Raw genomic sequence first — 19,854 nt, forward strand, 5'->3', positions numbered from 1 at the left:
GAAAAATGTGTTCTTGCAGACCAGCACCATGCCTTCTGGGAAGAAGGTGGGCAACTAGGTAGCGTGAAGATAGAACCTATATGAGCGATTCAGCAAGCTGATTGACCCGGCTCTCAATATCATCCAGGATGAGGTTCATGCGCTCAGCTCCTTCAATGCCTTGATGGGATGGCTCTATTGTGTCCCACCGCTCGATACGTACGCCGGCGGGAGCGTTAAGCTGAGCTTCTTTACCCACAACAACAATCGCTGTACAGTTTTCTAAACTTTGCGGGTCAATTGCTTTGGGGAACTCGCCGTGGGTTGAGTAGCCCCTTGCTTCTAGGGCCTGAACAGATTCGGTGTTGAGGGCTCTGCCTGGTTCGGTGCCGCCGGAAAGGACTTTTATGCGGTCTCCTGCAACCTTACGCATCACTGATGCAGCCATCTGCGATTTTCCGCCGTTCTTTACGCATACAAATAGCACTGTTTTCATGGGATTCTCCTTAAACGGAAAGGTGTAAATAATGATTAATCTAGGAAGTACCTTTGGCGTGCCCACAGGGCCACATAGACTAGCGCTACGAGTACGGGCACCTCAATTAGGGGGCCAACCACACCGGCAAGTGCCTGTCCGCTGGTTACACCAAAGGTACCAATAGCTACTGCGATGGCTAGCTCGAAATTATTGCCTGCTGCTGTAAAGGCTAGGGTGGTGGTTTTGGCGTACCCGAGGTTAAGAGTCTTGCCGATAATCATGCCTGCTGTGAAGATCACGAGGAAATAGACCAGCAAAGGCAGAGCAATACGAGCGACATCCCAGGGCCGTTCAAGAATGGTTTTCCCTTGTAGTGCGAAGAGCAGAGTAATAGTGAACAACAGCCCATTGAGTGCCCAGGGGCTAATTATGGGAAGGAATTTTTCCTCGTACCAGGTTCTGCCTCGTGCCCTTTCTCCCCAGACACGCGTTAGAAAACCTGCGAGTAAGGGTATACCAAGAAAAACTAAGACAGAGAGGGTGATAGTCCACAGTGAAAAGTGAGCGCTGGTCACGGGCAGGCCCAACCAGGCCGGCAGAATCTGTAGGTAGAACCATCCCATCAGGCTGAAGGCGAGTACCTGAAAAACAGAGTTGATAAGGACGAGGACGGCTGCTGACTCACGGTCGCCACAGGCTAGGTCATTCCAGATCATGACCATGGCAATACAGCGAGCCAGACCAACGATGATAAGCCCCGTTCGGTATTCCGGGAGGTCGGGCAAAAAAACCCAGGCTAGTGTAAACATAAAAGCCGGAGCCAGCAACCAGTTAATGACGAGGCTGGTGATGAGTAATTTTTTGTCGGTCAGTACTGAGCTGGTCTGGTTGTATCGCACTTTTGCGAGCACGGGGTACATCATCACCAGCAGACCAACTGCAATTGGTAGTGAAACCTGGCCAATTTTTAGTGCTTCCAGACTTTCGTTCAGGTGGGGGACCGTTTTGCCAAGAACCAATCCCAGCCCCATGGCTCCCATAATCCAGAGGGGTAGAAACCTGTCTAATGTTGAGAGCTTTGCTATGACAGGTTGCTCAGGTGGTGCGGTAGACGGGAGATCTTTAGAGGGCATTGAAACTCCGTAGTGGATTGAGGATGTAAACATCCATATATCGATATGTATCAATATAAGAATGGTATCTATATTGATAGTTGTCAATATATGAAAGAATGGGCTTATGGAAAAATCACCAGTCACTGTGCCCGCGGAGGCTTGTGTGTCTGCCGGGCGCAGAGCTCTGCCGAATCAAGTAGCCCAAGAGCAGGCTAAACTTCTTAAAGCGTTGGCTGACCCCAACCGACTCCTGCTCTTATCCTTGATACCCCCGCCACCTCAGACAATCTGTGTCTGTGACCTGACGGGCGCACTTGAACTTAGCCAACCGACAGTTTCGCACCATCTCAAAGTACTGTCCGACAATGGATTCATTAGCCGACAGAAGAAAGGAACCTGGGTGCACTATTCATTGGTGGAAGAAAGGCTGAAGAAGACCTCCGTACAGTTATCTAAACTCGCTGAGGGTACTAGTTAAACGGAAGTAGATGCTGATGGCGTTTGATAAAGGTGTGCTGGAGTGGCATAAACCTGCGCGTTAGCGGTGATGATAGCGTCCTCCTGAGCGGCCCACATATCCCAGTAAGGACGGTAGGTTTCCCCGTCCCGTCTCAGCGCCCGCTGCTGGCGCTCGCTATCAGAGAGCTCGACCCAGATACCTAAATGGTGGGCACCGCAGAGGGCGCCAACCCCCTCAACCAGCAGGACGCCGCAATCAGCCTGGGTAGTAGCAGTGAAAGGGTGCGGGCCGGTTGGTTTACCGGCCGCCCAATCCCAGCCGTACCAGGGGCCAGGAGTCTGCCCTGCAACTATTTCAGCGCTGAGAGCCTGCCAACGGCTAACAGCTGGAGCAAGACCTTCCCAACCCTGGTAGGTGTCATCCAACCGGAAAACCCCTACCGGCAACCGCTGTGAGAGTAATGCGGATAACTGGGAGGTCAAACTGGTTTTACCAGCTCCGCTGCGTCCATCAAGGGCAACAACTAAGGGGGCCTGCCCTTGGTGGTGTTCTACTGCCTCGGTGATGAAGGCCGCCAGTTCTTGGGGATTGCTAAATTCAGCCACGATGATGCTCTTCTCATTGTCCGTGATTGACCTCAGATGAACTTACCGCGCCACTACCCCAAAAGAAAGCCACTTGCAGGGCCTGCCGCTCTATAGTTGAACCAAAACTACCAACCCTCGACCAAAGATGCCCGCAATGAACGAAGAGCTAACCCGTCAAGGCGAGCGACTGCTCGCTGCTGCTGAGAAGAGCCGCCGCGTGCTTGAACTGCTCAGCCGCCCCGCCGCACTGGGCTTCAACCTACCTGTTAGTTACACTGGGTCCCTCTACCGTTTTGCCCCCTTGGCCCCAGCTCACCTGGTGGGGGCAAGCGAATGGTTAGCTCTGACCTGGTGGAAGCAGCGCTCACCGGCTGACTTCGATGCCCTGCGCAATGTCAGTCAGGCAGATGCCCAGGTGCCTGCCATGATTCAAGCCATCCGTGACGGCCAAGGTGGCATGCTGACCCGCTTCTTCGGTGGCGCTAAAAAGCAGGCAGCAGAAGCAGCCTCTGCTGAGTTAGCTAGCCGGCTAGTGGCGGTGGATGCCGACTTAGGGCGGGTCCGCGCTCTGTTAGCAGAAGCAGATGCTGGCGTCCCCTCTATGCCCCAAGCTTTTGAAACCAACGCCCTGGGCTTGCAGGACGCCGCGGCGGTAGCCCTGACACGCTTTGCCGGCGAACGCTGGGAGCAAGTGACCTGGGAGAAGTTGCCCGCAGCCCAGGTGGCTGCCTACCAGCAGGTGCTCGGTGCCCTCAACACTCCAGAACGTGCCCAACTCATGAGCGGTATGAGCGCTGACATGGAGGCGCTGAAAACCGAACGTGCCCGCCTCACCCTGCGCGATATCCCCGTTGATAAACTGCGGGAGCTCACCAGCGGAACCGTACGCACCGCCCCGCTGGTGGACGCCGGAATCGGCACCGTTGACCGGGTGCTGGACCACACTCCACAGGATCTCACCCGCTTCCCGGGTATTGGCGAAACCACCGCCGCCCAGCTACACGCCGCCGCCCAGCGCCTGTTAGCAGAAGCAGCAGGGCAGGAAAAGGAAACCCTGGGCGAATACCGCACCCCGGCAGCTGAACGCATGCTCATCGGCGTAGACCGCCTCCAAGTGATTGACGCTGCCATCCCGCAAGCAGAACTGCGTGAACGACTTACTGGTTACGCCCCGCTACTCAACCAGGGCACCCCCATCGGTGACTTCTACGTGGCATTAGGGGAGGACCGCACAGACTACGACCAGCTGCTCGAAGACCTCACCTGGTGCCAGGCCAACGGGAACATCAGCGTCCCCCCAGCCACCTGGCTCACCGCAGACGAAGCCTGGCAACGCTACCTGGCTGACCCCTCCACCTACCAGGCACTGCTGGCACACTATCTGGGCAACGAAAACCATGGCGATGATTACCTGCCCGCCGAAATCAACGAGCGAATCCGCAAGTACCCCATCAACCTTGAGGGCCTGGCAGCCACACTGCGCGGCTATCAAAACTACGGCGCCAAGTTCATGTTGGCGCAGAAGAAGGTCATTTTGGGCGATGAGATGGGCTTGGGCAAAACCATGCAGTCCATCGCCGCCCTCACCCACCTGCACCACCAGGGAAAAACCCACTTTGTGGTGATCTGTCCCGCCTCTGTGGTCATTAACTGGGCACGCGAACTGCAAAAATTCTCCCAGCTCACTCCCTACACCGCCCACGGTGACGCCCGTGAAAGCCAGGTAGCTGAGTGGAAGAAGACCGGCGGCGTCCTCATTGCCACCTACGACGGGGCGCGCCTCTACGCCGATGACAGCTGGCCCATCGACGCCCTCATCGCCGATGAAGCGCACCTGATCAAGAACCCCGGCGCCCAGCGCTCGCAGGCAGTTGCCGCTCTAGTGCGCCGCGCTGAATACGCCGTCCTACTTTCAGGCACCCCCATGGAAAACCGGGTCGGTGAGTTCGTTACCCTGGTGGACTACCTGCAACCGGCCCTGGTAGCTGAGAGCGGTATGGAGACCCTGCTGGCCAGCGAATTTCGCACCCGCATCGCTCCTGCCTACCTACGCCGCAATCAAAAGGACGTGCTCTCAGAACTGCCCGATATGACAGAGCACCGTGACTGGGTGGAACTGACGGGCCTGGACACCGAGGCATACCGCGGTGCCGTTGCCGAGGGCAACTTCGCCCTCATGCGCAGGGTCGCATGGGTTGCCGAAGACTCTGCCAAACTCACCAGACTGCTTGAACTGGTCGATGAAGCCGAGGCTGCTGGGCGTAAGGTTCTGGTTTTCTCCTTCTTCCTCAGCGTCCTAGAGCGTCTGCAGAAAGCCTTAGGGGAGCGCAGCATCGGCCTTATTACCGGTAGCGTTGAACCGGCAGAACGGCAGGGAATCGTCGATCAACTAGGCGAGGCTGCACCCGGCTCCGTTCTGCTGGCTCAGATTACTGCCGCCGGTGCTGGGCTGAATATTCAGAGCGCCTCTGTAGTTATTCTCTGTGAACCCCAGTTCAAGCCCACCATCGAATCCCAGGCGATTGCTCGAGCCCACCGCATGGGGCAGCTGCACACGGTGGACGTTTTTCGTCTGCTGGGCGTCGATACCGTGGACGAGCGCATGCTAGAAATCTTGGGCCGCAAGTCTCAGCTCTTTGACGAATACGCCCGCATCTCTGCCGCCAAAGAATCTGCCTCAGAATCAGTGGATATTTCGGACGCTAAGCTAGCTACCCAAATTATTGCCGACGAGCGCCGCCGCCTAGGTTTAGACCTTGAAGCCACTGTTCAGGACGTCCAAGGGACTGACGAGACTGCTTAGACCGTGGTGAGCTCCAGGTGAGATGGGCGGAGCTCACCGCAGAAGAAAGCAGCCATTACTGGCTTTCTAGTGCTTCTTCAACGTAGGCCAGGACGCCGGGCACCGCTGCGCGAATCATCTCAAATGTTTCGTAGAAATCCTCTTGGTTTCCGTACCAAGGATCATAAATGCCTAGGTCTTCTAACGGTTGATGCGCTACAGCGGGGTCAAACTCTCGCATGAGCCGAACCTTTGCCGCCGCTGCATCATTCGGTGCCAGCCGTTTGAGGGCTTGGTGGTGGTTAGTGTCCATCGCAAGAATGAGGTCAAAGCGGTCAAAATCTTGGCTATTAAATTGCTGGGCGCGGTGAGTTGTGGTGTCGATACCTAGCTCATCCAGCACCTTTTGAGCGCGGCGATCTATGGGGTTTCCTCGCTCTTCGTTGGAGATGCCACTTGAGGCTACTTGGAGGGGTAGATCGGCGCGTGCGGCGGCGTCCTTGAGGAGGAACTCACCGGTGGGTGAGCGGCAAATATTGCCGGTGCAGACTGTCATGACTTTATACATATCCATATTTTTTCATGCGGAGTATGAGCTTGTATATCGTGCACAAAAACCTTAGAAACTTGTGTGTAAAAGTATCTGCTCGGACGGAAAACTATACCCAAACTGTGTATAGTCTTACAAGTACACACACTTGATGGTGTTCAGGCGGTCACGCCGGTTCATACAGCAGTGAACTAGAGGAACACCATACACTCAGTTTCTTGAGTTTCTTTCGAGATGACAAAAGCCCCGCGCCCCACACAGGTGCGGGGCTTTTGCGTTTTCCGGACGCCGGGGTGGCCGAACCCTGGTTTCGTGCAAATGCTGCGGTAGGCAGATATGCTGCATAAAATGGCACTGACAATGATGTCTCACCGAAACTAGATATGACGACAGAACCTCACGAGACCCCAGCCCTCAAGCGAAAAGCGGGTAACTATATAGCTCTGCTCGGTTTACCAGTTTTATTTGTTCTCATGCCGTGGGTGCTAGCTGTGGCGCTGCCTCATCGCGTTGTTCCAGCCGTTCTGGTGGTTACGCCCCTAGCCTTGGTGGTTCTGAGCGTCTACGAAGCGATAACCTACCGACCCAGCATCATCTTTGGCCTGGTAGCTGGGGCATCAATGTGGTGGGCAAGTAGGCTGTTTTACCCGGACGGAGCGAGCTGGTATGTGCCGATTGTTCTGTTGATTGTGATTGGGGCTTCTCTGCCCTGGGGTAAGAAATTCGTTACCGAGTGGAGTAAATCCGCAGAGGACGAGAGCTAATGCTGCGCTGGAGCCTTGAGCACCCAACTGCCGGGCAGATAGTACTTGAGCGGGGTTCAGACGCTGAGTTTTGCGCGCTTGACCCTGATTGGCCAGAGCAAGAACCTCAGGGCAAAGAAGAGAGCGAACCCAACGAATCGCGGGCGGGTGCTGGTCTTCGGGGGCGGGTACTGAGCTATTTGGCACGTCCCAGGCAAAGAGCGCGGGTACTGGTGAACGGTGAAGTAGTGGGCAGATACTCCGGGACACCTGCCACTATTAACCTGAAGAAAAATCTGGCCAGCGGTAAATTCTCTACACCCAAAACTGTGGCACCCAGCCAGCCCCAGCTGAGGCGGACAAAAAACTTTGTGGATGAGCTGCTCCTCGTTGCCTATAAGCACGGGGCTGAAGACGAATACATTGAGCTGGACGCACCACCCGGTAGCCGCGCTGAGGCATATCAGGCGACTTTGGACGTAAGCCCAGCCAAGAGAGCTTTGTTTCCCTTCTTGTTTGGCCTGGGGAAATCTGTCTGGTACATCGTGGGCCTGATTCTGGCGCCTCTGGTGGCGCGCATCATCAAGTGGCTAGTGGGCCAGCTACCTGAGTTTAATGTGGCAGCGCCACAGATAGATCTGCCTGTGCCGGTTTTGCGGCTGCCCAGCCCTCCCGATATCGATATCCCCGCGCCCCAGTGGAAGATTCCCTGGCCCGATATATCTCTGCCCACCCCGCCCGATTGGGTCTTCTTTCTGCTGGAGCACTCTAAGGCATGAGTGCCACTTGTCATTGCGTGCGGTGTGGCTGTCGCAGCGGTGCGGAACTCCAAGAAATCAAGACGCCGGAAGGCTCAGCTGCAGAGCCGTGCGGACGGCAGGCAAGACGTCCACCGCGACTAAAAATGTAATACTCCCGCACTTTCTCTCTTAAACCTGAGAAAAAATCCTGGTCAAAGAGAGAATGTGCGGGGGTATGTGTATGGCAGAACTTTAGCGCCCGAAAAGACGGGTAAAGAACCCGCCGGAGGGCTGGGCGGCGGCCTTTTCAGCGTCGGTGTGCTTGCCGTTGCACCACTGGCTAGTGGGTACGGACGCCTTGACGGTGGCGATGTGCTGGCCGCAGCCAGTCCAAGTGGTTTTTGAGCAGACTTTACAGGTGGTGGGGCGACACATGGGTTTCTCCTTAGATGTGATGGTCTAGTTATCAAAATATTATACCCCCCGGGGTATAATGGCAAGGAAGGTTTAAGTTGCTGCTGGTTCACCTCGGTTAAAGAACGGGCGTTCCTCGTAGCGTTAGTGAAAGGTTGAATAATGAACCAGGCTCAGAAAACCGTTGTCATTGTTGGAGGCGTGGCAGGCGGTATGTCTGCTGCCACCCGCTTGCGCCGTCATGATGAATCAATGCGCATCATCGTGCTGGAGAAAAGTGGCTCCGTGAGTTTTGCCAACTGCGGCCTGCCCTATTATCTGGGTGGCGTGATTGAGGAGCGAGACAGCTTACTCTTGCAAACTCCTGAATCGCTGGCGTAGCGTTTCGAGCTCGATGTGCGCGTAAATAGTGAGGTTTTGTCCATCGATAGGGCTGCTCAAGCCATCGACGTCAAAATCGCTGCCGGTACTGAAACTCTGAATTATGACGAGCTTATTCTCTCGCCGGGTGCTACCCCCTTTGTGCCTCCCCTGCCTGGGGTCGAGCAGGCTTTGACGCTGCGAACGGTGGAAGATGTTGACGCCATTATGGCGCGCACTCATGAGTTGCCCTCCGGTGCATCTGTTGCTGTGGTGGGCGGTGGTTTTGTGGGTCTTGAGGTTGCAGAAAACCTCTCTCATCGAGGCTTCCACGTTTCTCTGGTGGAAGCTGCACCCCAGGTGATGGCGCCGCTTGATACCGAGATTGCGGCGTTGGTTCACCGCGCCCTCCGTGATGGTGGCGTCGACCTTTACCTAGGTGAGGCTCTTGCGGAAATTCGCCAGAGCAAGATCAAACTTGCCAGCGGCAGTGAAGTGCCTGCTGATATGGTCATCCTTGCTATTGGTGTGCGCCCCGATTCCCGCCTGGCGGCAGGTGCTGGTCTTGCCCTTTCAGAGAGGGGCGGAATTCTAGTCGATGAGCACATGCGTACCAGCGATCCTCATATCTATGCGGTGGGGGATGCTGTGGAAAAGCGGGACGCTCTGAGCGGCCAGGGGTGCTGGTTGCCTTGGCGAATACTGCCAACCTGCAAAAGCGTCTGGTGGCAGATGTAATTGCAGGCCGGCCTGTTGCTCAGCGCCCGGTGCGCGGCACCTCGATTCTGGGGCTTTTTGGGATGACGGCTGCGAGTGTCGGCTGGAACGAGCGCCGCCTCAAGCAAGAGGGTAGGGATTACCGCGCAATTCATACCCACCCCTCAGATCATGCTGGCTACTACCCGGGTGCTTCGGGGATGTCTCTGAAGCTGCTTGTTGATTCAGCTACCGATGAAATACTGGGTGCCCAGGGAGTCGGGGAGTCAGGCGTCGATAAAAGAATCGACGTCATTGCCACCGCAATGGCCGGTGGCTTGAGGGCTTCCGATTTAGCAGAGCTGGAGCTCGCTTACTCGCCCCAGTTTGGCTCGGCTAAAGACCCGGTTAATATGCTGGGCTATATTAATCGCAATATTCGGGATGGGTTAGTTCAAACGGTTCAATTCCATGAGTTACAGGATGAGCTGGACGCCGGTGCTCTGCTGGTTGACGTACGAACTCCTGGTGAATTTACCCATTCACCCATCCCCGGTGCTGTCAATATCGAGCTTGATGCTCTGCGGGAGCGCCTGGGCGAGCTGGAAATTGACCGCCCCATCATCGTTCATTGTCAGGTTGGTTTGCGCGGTTATTTAGCTGCGCGCATTTTGAACCAGCATGGATATCAAGTGAGGAATCTTGATGGAGGGTGGAAAACCTGGAATTCCGCCCAACAGTAATTATTAGTTTCTATTGAGCTGCGCAAAAAAGTTGAGCGTATTTCACTCAAGTCTGTTGACAGAGTTGCCAAAAGGGTGCAAACTGTTAACCAAGACATCTGAGTTGAGTGAAAGGCGCTCAACTTCGAAGATGTCACCAGTGTAAATATCAAACCAATACAAGGAGTAAATCTCATGGCACGTGCAGTAGGCATTGACCTCGGTACCACCAACTCAGTTGTAGCAGTACTCGAAGGTGGCGAGCCCACCGTTATCGCCAACGCCGAAGGCGCCCGCACCACCCCCTCCGTCGTAGCATTCAGCAAGGACGGCGAGGTTCTAGTAGGCGAGGTAGCAAAGCGTCAGGCAGTCACCAACGTTGACCGCACCATCGCGTCCGTCAAGCGTCACATGGGCACCAGCTGGTCCCAGGACATCGACGGTAAGGCGTACACCGCTCAGGAAATCTCAGCTCGTATCCTCATGAAGCTCAAGGGCGACGCTGAAGCCTACCTGAACGACACCGTCACCGACGCTGTGATCACCGTTCCCGCATACTTCAACGACGCTGAGCGTCAGGCAACCAAGGAAGCCGGCGAAATCGCAGGTCTTAACGTCCTGCGTATCGTCAACGAGCCCACCGCAGCAGCTCTGGCTTATGGCCTGGACAAGGGCAATGAAGACGAACTGATTCTAGTCTTCGACCTCGGCGGCGGTACCTTCGACGTTTCCCTGCTCGAAGTGGGTAAAGATGAAGACGGCTTCTCCACCATCCAGGTTCGTGCAACCTCCGGTGACAACCGTCTGGGTGGCGACGACTGGGATCAGCGCATCGTTGACTTCCTGCTAGAGCAGGTCAAGTCCAAGACCGGTGCTGACCTGTCCAAGGACAAGATCGCTCTGCAGCGTCTGCGCGAAGCAGCTGAGCAGGCTAAGAAGGAGCTCTCTTCAGCTACCTCAACCAACATCTCCCTGCAGTACCTCTCCGTTACCGCAGAGGGCCCCATCCACCTAGATGAGAAGCTGACCCGCGCTAAGTTCCAGGACATGACCTCAGATCTGATGGAGCGCACCAAGAAGCCCTTCAAGGACGTTATCTCAGAAGCCGGCGTATCCGTCTCAGAGATCGCTCACATCGTTCTGGTCGGTGGCTCAACCCGTATGCCCGCTGTCACCGAGGTTGTCAAGGAGCTCTCCGGTGGCCGCGAGCCCAACAAGGGCGTCAACCCCGATGAGGTCGTCGCTATGGGTGCAGCCCTGCAGGCAGGTGTCCTGAAGGGTGAGCGCAAGGATGTTCTGCTGATCGACGTTACCCCCCTCTCCCTCGGTATTGAGACCAAGGGCGGCGTCATGACCAAGCTGATCGAGCGCAACACCGCGATCCCCACCAAGCGCAGTGAAACCTTCACTACCGCTGAAGACAACCAGCCTTCAGTGTCTATCCAGGTCTTCCAAGGCGAGCGTGAGTTCACCCGCGACAACAAGAACCTGGGCACCTTCGAGCTGACCGGCATCGCCCCTGCACCCCGCGGTATGCCCCAAATTGAGGTCACCTTCGACATCGACGCCAACGGTATCGTGCACGTATCCGCAAAGGACAAGGGCACCGGCACCGAGCAGTCCATGACCATCACCGGTGGCTCATCACTCTCCAAGGAAGACATTGATCGCATGGTCAAGGACGCCGAAGCACACGCTGAGCAGGACAAGGCACGCCGCGAGGCAGCCGAGACCCGCAATGCAGCTGAGAACTCCGCTTACTCCATCGAGAAACTCATCAAGGAAAACGATGAGAAGCTACCCGAGGATGTCAAGACTGAGGTTCAGGCTGACGTGGACGCCGTCAAGGCAGCCCTTGAAGGTGAAGACGATGACGCTGTCAAGGCAGCATTCGAGAAGCTACAGGCTTCACAGACCAAGCTGGGCGAAGCACTCTACGCCCAGGCACAGGCTGACGCAGCTAACGCTGACGCCGGTGCACCCAAGGCTGATGAAGACGATGTTGTAGACGCCGAAGTTATCGACGAAGACGAAAAGAAGTAACCATGTCTGAGAACACCAACGAGCCCCAGGGCCAAGAAGCCGATTCGCTGGAGGAGGCCTTCAGCGCCCCCGCCGCTGACGGTCACCCTGAAGCGACCGAGGGTGTCACCGACGAGGCCGCTACACCGGGTGAAACCGGTGTAGCCGCCGAGGCGGGCGAGACTGCAGATGCTGCCCTGGCAGCTGAACGTCTCGAAGACCTGCGCCGCCTTCAGGCTGAGTTCACCAACTACAAGAACCGCACCGCCAAGGAAAAAGAGCAGCTGCGCAACTTCGTGATTGGCGATGTCATTGCCTCTTTGCTGCCGGTCTTTGACGACATTGACGCGGCCCGCACCCACGGTGACCTGGAAGATGGACCCTTCGCCGCAATTGCCAAGAAACTGGATGAAACCCTCACCAAGCAGGGTCTGATCCGCTTCGGCGAAGTCGGCGACGCCTTCGATCCCCAGGTGCACGAGGCAGTGCTGCAGCAGCCCACCGGCGAGGTGGAACCCGACCATGTATCCATGGTTCTGCGCTACGGCTACAAGGTCAACGACCGCGTCGTCCGCACCGCGCAGGTAGCGGTAGCAGTCGCTGAATAAGGCAGACTAAAACCACGGTGGGCGGGCACATCATGTGCCCGCCCACAGCCCTAACTGGGCAGCAAAAAACTTTTTCTAAACGATTACCGTCTACCCGGAAGGAGACGCACATGGCTAGTGAAAATTGGCTGAACACAGATTTTTATAAGGTATTGGGCGTCTCTGAAACCGCCTCAGATGCAGACATTAAAAAGGCCTACCGCAAGCTAGCGCGTAAGTACCACCCCGACCAGAACCCCGGCGATGCTGCGGCTGAAAAGAAGTTCAAAGAGATTTCAGAAGCCAACGACGTGCTCTCGGATAAGAAGCAGCGCGAAGAATACGACCAGGTCCGTAAATACGGGGCTGCCGGTTTCGGCGGCGGCTTCCCGGGCGGTGCCGGTGGGTTCCCCGGAGGAGGGTTCCCCGGTGGGGCAGGCAACTTTAGCTACAGCACCGGTGGTGGCTCCCAGGGCATCAACATTGAGGATCTGTTGGGCGGAATGTTTGGCGGCGGTATGGGCGGTAGCTCATCCCGCGGTGGCTTCTCCGGTGGTATGGGTGGAGGGTTCCCCGGCGGTTCCGGTGCCTTCCAGCAGTCCGCGCCTAAGGGTGAAGACGCCACCACTAGTGCCCGCATCAGCCTCAAGCAAGCCTACGAAGGCGCCGAAGTTAGCGTTTTCCGCCCCGGCGGTTCCCAGACCACAGCCCGTCTACCCCAGGGCGTCAAGGACGGGCAAAAGGTGCGTTTGCGCGGAAAGGGGCACCCCGGTCCTGGCGGCGCTGGCGACTTGCTGGTGACCGTGCGCGTGGACGCGCACCCTATTTTTGAGCGTGAGGACGATAACGTGCTGGTGCGTGTTCCCGTCACACTGGAAGAAGCTGTTAACGGCACCATTCTTGAGGTGCCCACCTTAGACGGCAAGAGCGTTAGGCTCCGCCTACCCGCAGGTTCACCCACTGGCCGTAAGCTGCGAGCCAAGGGTCGCGGCTTCGTGACCAAGAAGGGAACCGGGGATATGCTGGTGATACCCGAGGTGCAGATACCCACCGACCTGACGGACGAGGCGCAGGCAGCTCTATCCCGTTTCCTAGAGCTGGCACCCCAAGGTAACCCGCGCGAAGAGCTCTTCAAGAAAGCCGGTGTGTAACCATGGCCTTGGAATCAGACCGACCGGTCTTCGTCATCTCGGTGGCGGCCGAGCTGGCAGGTATGCACCCGCAGACCCTGCGCCAGTACGACCGCCTGGGCCTGGTTCAACCCTCCCGCGCCCCGGGTAAGGCCCGCCGCTACTCTGAGCGGGATGTGCAGAAGCTCCAAGAAATCCAGGAGCTCTCACAGTCTGGTGTGTCTCTAGAAGGCATCAAACGGGTCATTGATCTTGAGCACCAGGTAGAAGCTCTTAAGGCTCGCAATGCTGAGCTTCTACGAGAGAACGAGGCCCTGATACACCGCTTGCACGACGGATCACGCGTTTTTGCTGCCGGGGCGTCGGGCGATATCGTGCACTTGGCACGCGGTAAGCGGCCTGTTGCCCGGCCGCGATCCCAAGCTGTGGTGCTCTACCGCCCTAAGACCGGTAAATAATAAAAAAGCCCCTTTCAGGTTGTTAATGACTACCTGAAAGGGGCTTTTGTTGTTCTAGGTATTGCATCACCCAGCGGCCTGAAATGCGCGTTGTGCTGGCTTGTATTGCCTCTTGTGCCTTTTACCGCGCCGTGAGATACTTTCTTTGTAAAATATTTTATCATCGGATGAAAGGTGAAAATCGTGACCTCACACCTCACCGCTGACGACATCACTACGTCAACAAGCCTCCGCGATCGCCTACCCTCGGTTACCGACATGGACGTCCAGTTCGGTCTGGATACCTTCGGCGACTCTACCCAAGATCTAGAGGGCAAGTCGCTACATCAGGCGCAGGTAATCCGCAACGTCGTGGAACAGGCAAAGCTGGCTGACCGCGTGGGTATTGACTTCTTCGGTGTTGGTGAGCATCACCGCCCTGACTATGCCGTGTCAGCCCCCGACGCCGTCCTAGCAGGCATTGCCACGGTGACCGAGCGCATCCATCTGGGTTCAGCCGTGACCGTACTCAGTTCCGATGACCCCATTCGCGTCTACCAGCGCTTCGCTACCATCGACGCCATGAGCAAGGGCCGCGCTGAAGTGGTTCTGGGGCGCGGCTCCTTCACCGAGTCCTTCCCGCTTTTTGGCTACAGGATGGAGGACTACAACCAGCTCTTCGCTGAGAAGCTCGAACTCTTCTCGCGCGTTGTCACCGAGCAACCCGTCAACTGGAACCCCGGAAACCGCACCCCGCTGGTCAACCAGGAAATCTACCCCAAGACTGAAAACGGCCTTGCACAGTGGATCGCCGTGGGCGGCAGCCCCGAGTCCGTGGCGCGAGCCGCCCAGTACAAGATGCCACTGATGCTTGCCATCATCGGAGGACCTGCAGAGCGTTTCAAGCCCTTCGTGGACCTCTACCACCGGGCCAATGCGCAGCTGGGCAACACTAATCTGCCTATTGCCGTCCATTCACCCGGCCACGTTGCAGATACTGATCAAGAAGCCAAGGCGCAACTGCGCCAGCACTGGATCACCAACCGTAACAGGATTGGCGCCGAACGCGGTTGGGGCCCCTCCAGCGCCGCCGAGTTCAACAACGAAATTACTCACGGCTCCCTCTATGTCGGGTCACCCGAGACGGTAGCGCAGAAGATTGCCGCTACCGTCAAGACCCTGGGTATTCAGCGTTTTGACCTCAAGTACTCTAATGGTCCCCTGCCTCACGAGTACTCCATGCGCTCTATTGAGCTCTACGGTACGCAGGTGATTCCTCGCGTACGTGAGCTGCTGGCTAAGGGCTAAAGCGCCCCGGTTGAAAGATTGAAAATGTAGTGAGAGCCGGGTTCATCCCGGCTCTCTTTCGTTGAATAATCGCTACTCATTCAGAAATATGCTGCATTAGTACCGCTGGCAGGGGCCATGTGAACAAATCGTTTAGTTGCGAATATAGGTGAGGTCGTGGGCACGACGCCCTGCGTCGCCTGCCTTGCGCTCAAAGCTGGTCAGGGTGCGTCCTTCCCAGCGCGGCGCCCAACCGCCAATGGGGTCTTCATCGGTGATACCTTCACCAGCGTGAGCGTTGGTGAAGTCGGGGTGAGCATCCAGAACTTCGCGCATCACCAGAGCGTATTCCTCCCAGTCGGTAGCCAGGCGCCAGATTCCTCCGGGTTTGAGAACTCGGGCAATCTTATCTGCAAAGCCAGGGGAGACCAGGCGACGCTTGTGGTGGCGTGCCTTGTGCCAAGGGTCCGGGAAAAAGACCCAAACCTCATCCACTGAGTTCTCGGGTAGCAGGTGATCTAGCAGCTCGGGGGCGTTCGCCTGGGCAACCCGCACATTTTCCACCCCTGCCTGACTCATCTTCAGTAGCAGGTCAGCGATACCCGGGGTGTAGACCTCAACCGCCAGGAAGTCATTCTCAGGTACCTGCGCAGCACGGTGCACAACAGCCTCACCCAGACCAGAACCAATTTCAAGCACGAGGGGAGCGGTCCGACCGTAAAGTTTCTCCTGGTCAAAAACAGCGCCCTCGGCTACCGAGGTATCACCGATAGCGCGAGGTAAATCCAGCACGTGGCTGGGGGCGTAGGCGGCCCAGGCCTTCTGGCGGCGGGCGGTCAGGCGATCACCGCGGCGCACAAAAGAGTAAGGCTGGCGATGAAAAATCTCGGGTGCCGGTGCGTGGATGTCCTCGCCGGCAGCTACGCGCTGCGCCTTATCCTCTAGATCGGCTTTCTGCTTGTTGGTTTCCATGACTCTCCCTGAGGTCTCGTGCGCCGGCAGTCACCGGTGCGATGGGCAGGGGCACGGAAAACCTAAGTGCACACCTGCGCCCCGGGTGGGGCAGCTACCAGTTTACCGGGGAAAGTGCGCATGCAAGTTGGCGTCAATTCTAAGGTTTACTGGCCCTGGGATCAGTGGGAGTGCCGAAGGAGGGTTTAGCCTGCTGGATGATGGGCAGTGAACCGGTCTGCAGGGGTATAGAACCGGTCTGTACGTTAGTGAGGGTTACATCGTAGACCGGTGCTGCCTCAGCCGTTGCTGTATGCTCCTCAAGCATCTTTTCGGTAATCACTTTGAGGCTGGTGGTGTCCGGGTGTTCAAGCTCGGGGTTCTTCTGGGACAGGTCCACCTGATGGTCAATCTGGGCGTCCAAACCGCCGGGCAACCCGTACATAAAGCCGTCAATGGTATCCACGGTTGCCTCAAAATTTGGGTCGTGGGTCAGGTATTTCTTAGTCTCCCGTGCGACCAAGCCTGAGAGTAAGAGCAGGCCAATCAGATTAGGTAGAGCCATCAGACCGTTCATCAGGTCTGAGAAAGTAAAAACAATAGTTAGGGGTGCAATGGCTCCTACACCGCACATAACAGCGAAGGCCAAACGGTAGCCAGTGATAGCACGACGTCCGCCACCTAGAGATTCTAGGGCACGCTCGCCGTAGTAGGACCAGCCCAGCACGGTGGAATAGCCGAGCAACACCAGGCAGAAAGCCACGATGTAGCCGCCCCAGGCACCGGGTAAGCCGGTAGCGAAGGCTAGGGAGGTCATGGTTGCGGGGTCACCGCCCGTCCAGGTGCCGGTGGTGAGGATGACGAAGCCGGTCATAGAAATGACGATGATGGTGTCCACGAAGGTCTGGGTCATGGACGCTAGCCCCTGGCGCACCGGGTGAGAAGTAGCTGCTACTGCGGCGGGAATGGACGCGGTGCCCATCCCCGATTCGTTAGAGAAGAGTGAGCGCTGGGCGCCAATTTGCATGGCAATGAGGAAGCCTGCACCCACTGCGCCGCCGGCGGCACCTTCACCGGTGAAGGCACCTCGCAAAATCATGCCAAGAACTTCGGGAATCTGCCCAGCGTTGAGGATCAAGATGTAGCTACCAAAACCCAGGTAGAGCAGAATCATGAGGGGCACACAGATTGAGGCGACTTTAGACACAATCTTGATGCCGCCCAGTAGAGCGGCGGCAGTAAGTACAGTTAGGAAGATTGCCGTTGTTACCGGTGAGATGCCAAAAGAGTGGTCCAGGTTGGCAGAGATAGCGTTGGACTGGGTCATGTTGCCAATGCCAAAGCAGGCGAAGACACAGCAGACGGCGAACATGGTCGCCAGGAACTTTCCGAACTTATTGGGGATGCCGCGTTGCAGGTAGGACTGTGGGCCGCCGGTCAGTTCCCCCATTTTGTCGTAATGGCGGAAGCGCACACCCAAAAAGCATTCCGCGTACTTGGAGGCCATACCCAAGATGGCGGTGACCCACATCCAGAAGAGTGCACCGGGGCCGCCGATACTGATCGACAGAGCTACACCCACAATGTTGCCGGTACCCACCGTAGCTCCGAGGGCAGTGCTCATGGCCTGGAAGGCTGAAATCTCGCCCTTGAGCCCGGGCTGCTTGGCGCGGCGTCCAAACTGGATGCTCATTGCCTTGGTAAAGAGCCGAAGCTGGATAAGGCCCAGTCGCAGACTCAAAAAGAGACCTGTTCCTACCAGGAGGGGGAGCAGGAGCCAAGGCCCCCAGATAAAGGAGCTAGCGGAATCGAGTATGTTTTGGAGCGCGTCCATGGTGTGTCCTGTGGTGCAAGGGTAGTTTGCCTAGACAGAAATGTATCACGAAATGAACAGCAGGCTGTTGATTATGGCTGGTCACATGTTGCTGTTTGCAGGCGCAAAAAACCCCGCACCTGCTGCTCTGAGGCAGCTGGTGCGGGGCTTTATGAATATTGAGCTACTTCTTTGATGAGAAGAGCAGGGCTAGGCCAGCGCCGAGCATGATGAAGTCCTTAGCCAGGCTGGTGCCTTCCTGGGTGGGGCGGATGCCGTCATCCTGGGTCATTTCATCGTTGCCGAAGTACATGGTCAGCATGCCGGCTGAGAAGACGGTCAGGCCCAGGCCAGCCAGCTTGGCGGGGACGATGGGGAGCAGTAGGGCGGCACCCAGTGCGGTTTCGCCGAAGGCAAGTGCTTTACCAAACTGCTGATCTGAGAGCTTTTCAACGGCAGGGACGCCGGTGGCTGCCATGCCCTTGAGGTAGCCGTAAGTGCCCTCGTCCATTTTCAGCTTGCCGATGCCGGAGTTGAGGATGAGTGGGCCAGAAGTTGCGCGTAGAGCTGCGTTTGAAAGAAGGCTCATGAAAATTCCGTTCTGTTGGTTTATCTGTTTGACAAAAACTTTACCGTGAAAACATTTTTCTGTGAAATCCATCAACGGAAGACACAAGTTTCAAGCGGAAACAGTCTTGTTACTCTCAATCGTAGGCACCATTGCTTCTTAGCAGAAGGCGGCACGCCAGGGGAGAGAAAGCGCGTATCGTCACCCTGCTTTTTTGCCCAGGGCTAGAGCTGAAAAAAGAGCAGATAGCAGTAGCAGACCTGTGCAGGCAAGGGCAGTGCCTGACCAGCCAGCAGCCGTGTAGAGCAGGCCTGTAGCCCACCCCACGAGAGCAGACCCCGTGTAATAAAAAGAGTTATAGAGGGCAGTTGCCTGGGTTTTTGCATCGAGGGAGAGCAAACCCACCCAACCAGAGGCAATCGCGTGTGCGGCAAAGAAACCGGTGGTGAGAACAGCTAATCCAAGCACCACCACGGGTAAGGGGCCCGCCAGGGTGAGTAGAATACCTGCCGCCATAAGCAGACAGGAGGTCAGAAAAACAGGTTTAAGCCCGTGTTTGCCAGTGAGCCGTGAGGCTGCCCCCGATGACACCGTGCCAAAGAGGTACATCAGGAAGAGGAAGGCGATGAGGGTGGGAGAGAGAAAATAGGGGGGTGCCTGCAGCTTGAAACCGATGTAGTTATAGATACTGACCAAGGCGCCCATCAGAGCGAAACCAGCAAAGAAGAGAGCTAGCACCTGCATATTGGTCAGCAGGCCTTTAATTTTGTGGAAGAAACCCAGTGCAGAGCCTACCCCGCTAGATCCTATCGAGGCGCCAGGTGTTCGCTGGCGGTCGTGGGAGGCTGGTATGAGCGTGATAAAAAGAACCGCAGCTAGTGCCCCCACCACCGAGACAGCGAACATGGAGAGCCGCCAGCTCATGACCTCAGAGAGAGGACCAGCAATGATTCTGCCTGCTAGCCCACCAATACTGGTCCCCGAGATATAAAGCCCTGTAGCAGCAGCGCGCACCGAAGGGTGGGCTTCTGACACAATGACGGCGACAGCCAGACCAGCCACCCCACCTAGAAAGGCACCCTCAACGGTGCGAAGTAGGAGCATGAGCGGGTAGTGACTGACCCAAGGGGTAAGCAACCCGAAACATGTGGCACCGAGTACTGCAACGGTCATGGTACGCACCCGCCCACAATGGTCAGCCACCGACGCCCAGAGCAGGGTGCAGAGAGCAAGACCGGCGGTGGCGCAGGACATGGTGAGCGCTGCTGTATCTGCAGAAACACCCAAATCCTCTGCAATAGCAGGTAGCAAGGGCTGGGGAGAATAGAGCTGGGCGAACGTGGCAAGACCGGCGGCAAACATGGCGATGAGCAGGCGGCGGTACTCGCTCGAACCGCGCCGATAGCCGGCAAACTCCGTGCTCACTGCTGCCT

General features: G+C 56.9%; 19 protein-coding genes and 1 pseudogene. 11 read left to right on the forward strand and 9 right to left on the reverse strand.

All coding sequences use genetic code 11. The annotated features are described in order from the left end of the window. Window positions 1-76: 76 nt before the first annotated feature. Window positions 77-475 (reverse strand): arsenate-mycothiol transferase ArsC, encoded by a 399-nt coding sequence (locus M3668_RS09395; protein ID WP_251380592.1) that lies wholly within the window; start codon window positions 473-475, stop codon window positions 77-79. A 35-nt stretch (window positions 476-510) separates the two neighbouring features. Beyond that, window positions 511-1,590 (reverse strand): ACR3 family arsenite efflux transporter, encoded by a 1,080-nt coding sequence (arsB, locus tag M3668_RS09400; RefSeq protein ID WP_251380593.1) that lies wholly within the window; start codon window positions 1,588-1,590, stop codon window positions 511-513. Between the two features lie 106 nt (window positions 1,591-1,696). On the opposite strand from arsB, the gene M3668_RS09405 reads away from it, so the two are divergent. Then, window positions 1,697-2,050, forward strand: a complete 354-nt coding sequence (locus M3668_RS09405; RefSeq protein ID WP_251380594.1) for an ArsR/SmtB family transcription factor — start codon at window positions 1,697-1,699, stop codon at window positions 2,048-2,050. On the opposite strand, the gene M3668_RS09410 is transcribed toward M3668_RS09405, so the two are convergent. After that, window positions 2,047-2,637: a nucleoside/nucleotide kinase family protein gene (locus M3668_RS09410; protein ID WP_251380595.1), complete on the reverse strand. Its 591-nt coding sequence runs from the start codon at window positions 2,635-2,637 to the stop codon at window positions 2,047-2,049. The genes M3668_RS09405 and M3668_RS09410 overlap by 4 nt on opposite strands. Window positions 2,638-2,773: 136 nt before the next feature. On the opposite strand from M3668_RS09410, the gene M3668_RS09415 reads away from it, so the two are divergent. After that, window positions 2,774-5,422, forward strand: a complete 2,649-nt coding sequence (locus M3668_RS09415) for a DEAD/DEAH box helicase (protein WP_251380596.1) — start codon at window positions 2,774-2,776, stop codon at window positions 5,420-5,422. 55 nt (window positions 5,423-5,477) lie between these two features. On the opposite strand, the gene M3668_RS09420 is transcribed toward M3668_RS09415, so the two are convergent. Further along, the gene (locus M3668_RS09420; RefSeq protein ID WP_251380597.1) at window positions 5,478-5,969 is read right to left on the reverse strand and encodes a low molecular weight protein-tyrosine-phosphatase; all 492 of its coding nucleotides are present in this window, start codon (window positions 5,967-5,969) and stop codon (window positions 5,478-5,480) included. Window positions 5,970-6,334: 365 nt separating this feature from the next. Between M3668_RS09420 and M3668_RS09425 the strand changes: the two genes are divergently transcribed. Then, window positions 6,335-6,715 carry a hypothetical protein gene (locus M3668_RS09425; protein WP_251380598.1) on the forward strand — a complete coding sequence of 127 codons (381 nt, stop codon included), beginning with the start codon at window positions 6,335-6,337 and terminating at the stop codon, window positions 6,713-6,715. After that, entirely contained in the window at window positions 6,715-7,473 is a 759-nt protein-coding gene (locus M3668_RS09430; RefSeq protein WP_251380599.1) for a hypothetical protein, read from the forward strand. Before M3668_RS09425 ends, M3668_RS09430 begins: the two co-directional genes overlap by 1 nt. Window positions 7,474-7,686: 213 nt before the next feature. Here M3668_RS09430 and M3668_RS09435 read toward each other — a convergent pair whose 3' ends face one another. Continuing rightward, window positions 7,687-7,869, reverse strand: a complete 183-nt coding sequence (locus M3668_RS09435; protein ID WP_251380600.1) for a DUF8730 family Cys-rich protein — start codon at window positions 7,867-7,869, stop codon at window positions 7,687-7,689. Between the two features lie 192 nt (window positions 7,870-8,061). Between M3668_RS09435 and M3668_RS11190 the strand changes: the two are divergent. The 7 genes and pseudogenes from M3668_RS11190 to M3668_RS09465 all read left to right on the forward strand — a co-directional run bounded on the left by M3668_RS11190 (window position 8,062) and on the right by M3668_RS09465 (window position 15,110). Continuing rightward, a pseudogene (locus tag M3668_RS11190) lies at window positions 8,062-8,946 on the forward strand (NAD(P)/FAD-dependent oxidoreductase). Beyond that, on the forward strand, window positions 8,901-9,647 hold the full coding sequence (locus tag M3668_RS11195) for a rhodanese-like domain-containing protein (RefSeq protein ID WP_353055976.1): 747 nt from the start codon (window positions 8,901-8,903) through the stop codon (window positions 9,645-9,647). Before M3668_RS11190 ends, M3668_RS11195 begins: the two are co-directional and overlap by 46 nt. 174 nt (window positions 9,648-9,821) lie before the next feature. Next, complete coding sequence (gene dnaK, locus M3668_RS09445) at window positions 9,822-11,669, forward strand: molecular chaperone DnaK (RefSeq protein WP_251380601.1); 1,848 nt, start codon at window positions 9,822-9,824, stop codon at window positions 11,667-11,669. A 2-nt stretch (window positions 11,670-11,671) separates the two neighbouring features. Continuing rightward, complete coding sequence (locus tag M3668_RS09450) at window positions 11,672-12,256, forward strand: nucleotide exchange factor GrpE (RefSeq protein WP_251380602.1); 585 nt, start codon at window positions 11,672-11,674, stop codon at window positions 12,254-12,256. Between the two features lie 110 nt (window positions 12,257-12,366). Further along, entirely contained in the window at window positions 12,367-13,386 is a 1,020-nt protein-coding gene (locus tag M3668_RS09455) for a DnaJ C-terminal domain-containing protein (RefSeq protein WP_251380603.1), read from the forward strand. A gap of 2 nt (window positions 13,387-13,388) precedes the next feature. Further along, window positions 13,389-13,823, forward strand: coding sequence for a heat shock protein transcriptional repressor HspR (locus tag M3668_RS09460; RefSeq protein ID WP_251380604.1), 435 nt, complete (start codon window positions 13,389-13,391; stop codon window positions 13,821-13,823). Window positions 13,824-14,081: 258 nt separating this feature from the next. Then, entirely contained in the window at window positions 14,082-15,110 is a 1,029-nt protein-coding gene (locus M3668_RS09465) for an LLM class flavin-dependent oxidoreductase (protein WP_251380871.1), read from the forward strand. A 132-nt stretch (window positions 15,111-15,242) separates the two neighbouring features. Here the strand turns inward: M3668_RS09465 and trmB are convergent, their stop codons facing one another. The 4 genes from trmB to M3668_RS09485 all read right to left on the reverse strand — a co-directional run bounded on the left by trmB (window position 15,243) and on the right by M3668_RS09485 (window position 19,846). After that, entirely contained in the window at window positions 15,243-16,061 is an 819-nt protein-coding gene (gene trmB / locus M3668_RS09470) for a tRNA (guanosine(46)-N7)-methyltransferase TrmB (protein ID WP_251380605.1), read from the reverse strand. A gap of 139 nt (window positions 16,062-16,200) precedes the next feature. Then, window positions 16,201-17,874 (reverse strand): alanine/glycine:cation symporter family protein, encoded by a 1,674-nt coding sequence (locus tag M3668_RS09475; RefSeq protein ID WP_251380606.1) that lies wholly within the window; start codon window positions 17,872-17,874, stop codon window positions 16,201-16,203. A gap of 163 nt (window positions 17,875-18,037) precedes the next feature. Beyond that, the gene (locus M3668_RS09480) at window positions 18,038-18,442 is read right to left on the reverse strand and encodes a hypothetical protein (RefSeq protein WP_251380607.1); all 405 of its coding nucleotides are present in this window, start codon (window positions 18,440-18,442) and stop codon (window positions 18,038-18,040) included. Window positions 18,443-18,622: 180 nt separating this feature from the next. Beyond that, window positions 18,623-19,846: an MFS transporter gene (locus M3668_RS09485; RefSeq protein WP_251380608.1), complete on the reverse strand. Its 1,224-nt coding sequence runs from the start codon at window positions 19,844-19,846 to the stop codon at window positions 18,623-18,625. Between the last annotated feature and the right edge of the window lie 8 nt (window positions 19,847-19,854).

Source organism: Rothia sp. P100 (assembly GCF_023712425.1).
GTDB lineage: Bacteria > Actinomycetota > Actinomycetes > Actinomycetales > Micrococcaceae > Rothia > Rothia endophytica.

Bases quoted from the DNA above. Each gene is read 5' to 3' on its own strand.
- M3668_RS09395 (WP_251380592.1), bottom strand. From the start codon at position 475: ATGAAAACAGTGCTATTTGTATGCGTAAAGAACGGCGGAAAATCGCAG.
- arsB (WP_251380593.1), bottom strand. From the start codon at position 1,590: ATGCCCTCTAAAGATCTCCCGTCTACCGCACCACCTGAGCAACCTGTC.
- M3668_RS09405 (WP_251380594.1), top strand. From the start codon at position 1,697: ATGGAAAAATCACCAGTCACTGTGCCCGCGGAGGCTTGTGTGTCTGCC.
- M3668_RS09415 (WP_251380596.1), top strand. From the start codon at position 2,774: ATGAACGAAGAGCTAACCCGTCAAGGCGAGCGACTGCTCGCTGCTGCT.
- M3668_RS09420 (WP_251380597.1), bottom strand. From the start codon at position 5,969: ATGTATAAAGTCATGACAGTCTGCACCGGCAATATTTGCCGCTCACCC.
- M3668_RS09425 (WP_251380598.1), top strand. From the start codon at position 6,335: ATGACGACAGAACCTCACGAGACCCCAGCCCTCAAGCGAAAAGCGGGT.
- M3668_RS09430 (WP_251380599.1), top strand. From the start codon at position 6,715: ATGCTGCGCTGGAGCCTTGAGCACCCAACTGCCGGGCAGATAGTACTT.
- M3668_RS09435 (WP_251380600.1), bottom strand. From the start codon at position 7,869: ATGTGTCGCCCCACCACCTGTAAAGTCTGCTCAAAAACCACTTGGACT.
- dnaK (WP_251380601.1), top strand. From the start codon at position 9,822: ATGGCACGTGCAGTAGGCATTGACCTCGGTACCACCAACTCAGTTGTA.
- M3668_RS09450 (WP_251380602.1), top strand. From the start codon at position 11,672: ATGTCTGAGAACACCAACGAGCCCCAGGGCCAAGAAGCCGATTCGCTG.
- M3668_RS09455 (WP_251380603.1), top strand. From the start codon at position 12,367: ATGGCTAGTGAAAATTGGCTGAACACAGATTTTTATAAGGTATTGGGC.
- M3668_RS09460 (WP_251380604.1), top strand. From the start codon at position 13,389: ATGGCCTTGGAATCAGACCGACCGGTCTTCGTCATCTCGGTGGCGGCC.
- M3668_RS09465 (WP_251380871.1), top strand. From the start codon at position 14,082: ATGGACGTCCAGTTCGGTCTGGATACCTTCGGCGACTCTACCCAAGAT.
- trmB (WP_251380605.1), bottom strand. From the start codon at position 16,061: ATGGAAACCAACAAGCAGAAAGCCGATCTAGAGGATAAGGCGCAGCGC.
- M3668_RS09475 (WP_251380606.1), bottom strand. From the start codon at position 17,874: ATGGACGCGCTCCAAAACATACTCGATTCCGCTAGCTCCTTTATCTGG.
- M3668_RS09480 (WP_251380607.1), bottom strand. From the start codon at position 18,442: ATGAGCCTTCTTTCAAACGCAGCTCTACGCGCAACTTCTGGCCCACTC.